A 4,185-nucleotide genomic window follows, 5' to 3' on the forward strand; every position below is an offset into this window, starting at 1 on the left:
GGCGGCCGGTGCGGCCGCCGCCTTACCGGAGGTGTCTCGCCGGGCTGAGGTTCCCGACGACGAAGATGATGAGACAAGCTGGCGGACAGTGATCCGCGATGCCCGTCGGTACGTGTCTGCGCAGCGGGCGGTGCGTCGGCTGCTCGGGCTGGTGATCGTGCTGACGTGGGTCGCCGCGCTCGACGAGTATCTGCCATTGCTTGCGGAATCTCTTTTGGGACAAGATGATTCGCCGTCGACGATCGCCCTGATGATGCTGGTGGTGTCGGTCGGCGACATCGTCGGTGGACTCGCCGCCGCCCATCGGGTGGCGGTCGGCAAGCTGGGCGCTCCGCTCGCCGTCGCGGCCGCGGCGCTCATCGTCGGCGCATGGTCGGGACACCCGGCGGGCATCGTCGCGGTGGCCGTGGCGTTCGGCGTGTTCGGGTGGGCGCTCGTGATCGCCGACGCGGCGCTGCAGGATCGGTTGTCCTCGGCCTCGCGCGCCACGGTCACCTCGGTGGCCGGCGTCGGGGAGGAAATGGTGGCGATCCTCGCGTTCGGCAGTTGGGCGCTCGGCTCGCAGTGGTGGGGTCCGGCGACGCTGTTCGCGGTCGCCGCGGTGCCTTACTTGGTGGTGTCGGTGGTGCTCGTCGCCAGGGGAGCGACCACGTCGAGGGCGGCGCGTCGGTGACCGAACCGGATGTCGGTGAACGCGCCGATGTAGTCGCCGTCCATCTGCACGTCGATGGGTTCGGCGGCGACAAAACGCACCGCCTCGACATCGTCGTCCCGGAACAGATGCCTGGCCTTGGGGTCGGCCTGGGCCAGCAGTCGGACGGCAAGCGGGATGTTGCGCAGGGCGCCCGACGACGTCGCGACAAAGACACCGAGCCGGCTGTCGAAGCCGGTGTTGGGATTGGTGCGGATCTCGCGTTTGCCGAGATAGGTCCACGGGCTGGTGTTCGACACGAAGCCGAACCGGGCGCCGGTGATCGGGTCCCGGCCGGGGATCTCCACGTCGAAGGTCGCCGAACTGCCCGCGTTGCGCAGGAAGCTGCTGACCGTCGTCCACAGATACCGCATCGGCGTCGCCGCCTTACCGGCGTGGCGCTTGTCCTCCATCGCGTGGACCACCACCGCATCCATACCCATTCCGCAGTTGAACAGGAACCAGCGGTCGGCGGCGTGGCCGAGCCCGATGCGCCGGCACTGCCCGGAATCGATGAGGCCGATGATCTGGCGGGTCGCGGCCAGGGGGTCGGCGTCGATCCCGAGCGTCCGCGCGAACACGTTGGCGCTGCCACCGGGGATGACGGCCAGAGCAGGACGACGGCGGGTGGGGTCGGACGCATTCGGGGGATCCAGCAGGCCGTTGGCCGCCTCGTTCACCGAGCCGTCGCCGCCGTGCACGATCACGACGTCGAACTCCTCGGCCAGCGCACGCTGTGCCAGCTCCCCGGCGTGGCCGCGGTGTGTGGTGTGCTCGACGTCGAGGTGAAAGTGGGCGCTCAGGGTATGGACCAGCGCATCGCGACCCGCCGGACTGGTGGCGGTGGCGAACGGGTTGACGATGAGCATGACGCGCACGACATCCGAGGATATGGGGTAGCGCCAGGCCGTGCGTAATCGATCCCTAGGCTGGACGCGTGAGCAGGGAGCAAGAGCAGCCGGTCGTCGCCGATCCAGGCGACCGTCCACCGACAGCCATTCGGGTGGCGGGGGTGGTGACGGCACTCGAGGGCGCGATCGCCGTGATCGTCGCCGCGGTGTTGGTGATCCGGGGTCTGGCCGGCCATGAGGAGGTCGCGATCAGCGGCTACGGCACGGCCGCGTGGTTCGGGATCATCGGCGGTGGCGTCCTCCTCGGTGGGGTCGCACTGCTGACCGGGCGCCGGTGGGGGCGGGCCATCGCGATGGTCGCGCAGATCCTGCTGCTGCCGGTCGCCTATTACCTGTTCACCAGCCATCAGCCGACCTTCGCGGTGCCGTTGGGGCTGGCCGCCCTCGTGGTCCTCGGATTCTTGTTCAGTCCGGCGTCGGTGCGATGGCTGGCCGGTGAGCTCGGGGGAACCGAGTCGGACGATTAGGCCCCGACTGGCGGCCAATGCGGGCCCTCTCGGCGCCGTGGCCGTACAGTAGTTGCATGACGCGCATCCTCGCGATTGCCAACCAGAAGGGCGGGGTGGCCAAGACCACTACGGTGGAGTCACTCGGGGCCGCTCTCGCCGACCTGGATGTCTCGGTTCTGGTGGTGGATCTCGATCCACAAGGGTGCCTTACGTTCTCGCTGGGCCACGACCCGGATCAACTCGAGACCTCGGTCCACGACGTGCTGCTCGGCGACGCGGAGATTACCGACGTCCTGCTCGACACCGAGGACAACGTGACGCTGCTCCCGGCCACCATCGACCTGGCCGGCGCCGAGGCGCTGCTGCTCATGCGACCGGGTCGGGAGTATGCGCTCAAGCGCGCACTGGCCGAGGTGTCGGAGGACTTCGACGTCATCCTCGTCGACTGCCCGCCGTCGCTGGGGGTGCTCACGCTCAACGGACTCACAGCGGCCGACGAGGTGATCGTGCCGCTGCAATGCGAGACGCTGGCCCACCGTGGCGTCGGGCAACTGTTGCGTACGGTGTCCGAGGTACAGCAGATCACCAATCCGTCGCTCACCATGCTCGGTGCGGTCGCGACGCTCTTCGACGCGCGCACCACCCACAGTCGCGATGTGCTCTCCGATGTGTCCGATCGGTACGACCTCGCGGTGCTGTCCCCGCCGATCCCGCGGACCGTGCGCTTCGCCGAGGCGTCGGCCTCCGGAACGTCGGTGATGCGCGGACGAAAGAACAAGGGCGCCACCGCATATCGCGAACTGGCCGAGAACCTCTGGAAGTACTGGGACGCTGGCCAGCAAGTCCAGACCTTCGACTTGGTCTGACCCACCACCGGGCCCCTGAGTCACGACCGCTCCCGACGCACCGCTCCTCAGGGCGGCGCCTCAGCCATCGGGAGGGGTTGCTTGCTCGGCGGCGATCGGGAGGAGACTCGCAACGGGCTCAGGGAGCCGGGACGAAGGCCTCGATCATGTCACCACGTTGCTCGACGACGACCTGCCCGATCACCCGCAGGCTCACGGTGCCACCGCGGAAGTCTGTGCGGGTCAGCGCGATGGTGCGGATCTCGCGTCCGGTCTCGACGTCGCGGACACTGATCCCCGACGGGCTCGGCAACAGGAGTTGTCGGTCCATCAGTGCTCCCGGGCCCAGTGTGCCGGGGACCTGGTACTTCGGCCGGCCGGTGCCGGCGTCGAGCACGACGGTCGCCTGCCCGGTCCAGTAGGTGACCACCGGGTCGTCGTCGATCGGCACGCTGTCGGCTCGTGGGGTGCGCTCGCCCTTGACGTCGTGGGTCGAGCCGGGGACGCCGTCCTGATTGAACAGCCGGATGCGGGGCGGCGTCGGCGAGCCGGGATTGGTGCTGCCGGCGTCGTAGATGGAGATGGTCGAGGAGTTCATCGCGACGAGGACCGGCGGTGCCTGCAGGGTGTCGATGGTGAGCAGCGACGAACCGTACTCGGTGACCTTCTCCTCCGAGTTCAGCAACGCGCCGAGAACGGTGAGCCGATAGCCCGGTTCCTCGCCACAGTGCTCGATGACCGCGACCCGATCACCGGAGATGGCAGAGGAGAAGAGCCGGCAGTTCGCCCGGCCGGGCTGGACGTCGGGGTTCACCGGGGCGTCGACGCGGCCGTACTCGATTCCGCGGACCAGGTTGGAGCCCCAGGTCTCCAGGCGGGTAGGGCCTTGTGCGACAACGTAACCCGAGTCGCTGACGAGGTGCAGGGTGTTGTCGGCGTCGCTTGACCGGGCGGCCGTGCGACGCCCGGTCTTGCCGTCGAGAGCGGTGACCTCGGAGCAGCCCCGCGAGTTGCGGTACACCGCGAGTACCGAATCGCTGCTGCCCGGCCACACGGCGTCGGTGGTGCAGAGCGCGAGGTCGCGTCGATACGACCACACCTCGTGGCCGGTGAACGGATCGTGCGCGACGACGTCGCCCCCGTCACCGGTGACCACCACGGCGTCGCCGAGCGCGGGGATTCGCGTGGCGGATGAGCGAGCGTGCCAGCCGGCGACGAGGCGGTCGGGGATCGCGGTGGCCGCGGGGACCGTCGGAGCCGCCTTCTCGGCAGCGTCGCTCTCGGTGTGC

The 4,185-nt window shown here is 69.1% G+C and carries 4 protein-coding genes and 1 pseudogene; 3 read left to right on the forward strand and 2 right to left on the reverse strand.

The features are described from left to right. Window positions 1-673 (forward strand): annotated as a pseudogene (locus ABZW74_RS24080) (MFS transporter); the annotation flags it as partial. Here ABZW74_RS24080 and ABZW74_RS24085 read toward each other — a convergent pair. Next, a complete protein-coding gene (locus ABZW74_RS24085; RefSeq protein ID WP_240861646.1) occupies window positions 607-1,560 on the reverse strand; it encodes a diacylglycerol kinase family protein in 954 nt (317 codons plus the stop codon). The pseudogene ABZW74_RS24080 and the gene ABZW74_RS24085 overlap by 67 nt on opposite strands. Before the next feature lie 68 nt (window positions 1,561-1,628). Between ABZW74_RS24085 and ABZW74_RS24090 the strand changes: the two genes are divergently transcribed. Next, on the forward strand, window positions 1,629-2,069 hold the full coding sequence (locus ABZW74_RS24090) for a hypothetical protein (protein ID WP_240861613.1): 441 nt from the start codon (window positions 1,629-1,631) through the stop codon (window positions 2,067-2,069). A gap of 56 nt (window positions 2,070-2,125) precedes the next feature. Beyond that, entirely contained in the window at window positions 2,126-2,917 is a 792-nt protein-coding gene (locus ABZW74_RS24095) for an AAA family ATPase (RefSeq protein WP_240861610.1), read from the forward strand. A 118-nt stretch (window positions 2,918-3,035) separates the two neighbouring features. On the opposite strand, the gene ABZW74_RS24100 is transcribed toward ABZW74_RS24095, so the two are convergent. Continuing rightward, window positions 3,036-4,185: hypothetical protein (locus tag ABZW74_RS24100; protein WP_355279980.1), on the reverse strand; the 1,150-nt coding region annotated here is incomplete at its 5' end.

Source organism: Gordonia sp. NPDC003585, from assembly GCF_040610755.1.
In the GTDB taxonomy this organism is placed as follows: Bacteria; Actinomycetota; Actinomycetes; order Mycobacteriales; family Mycobacteriaceae; genus Gordonia.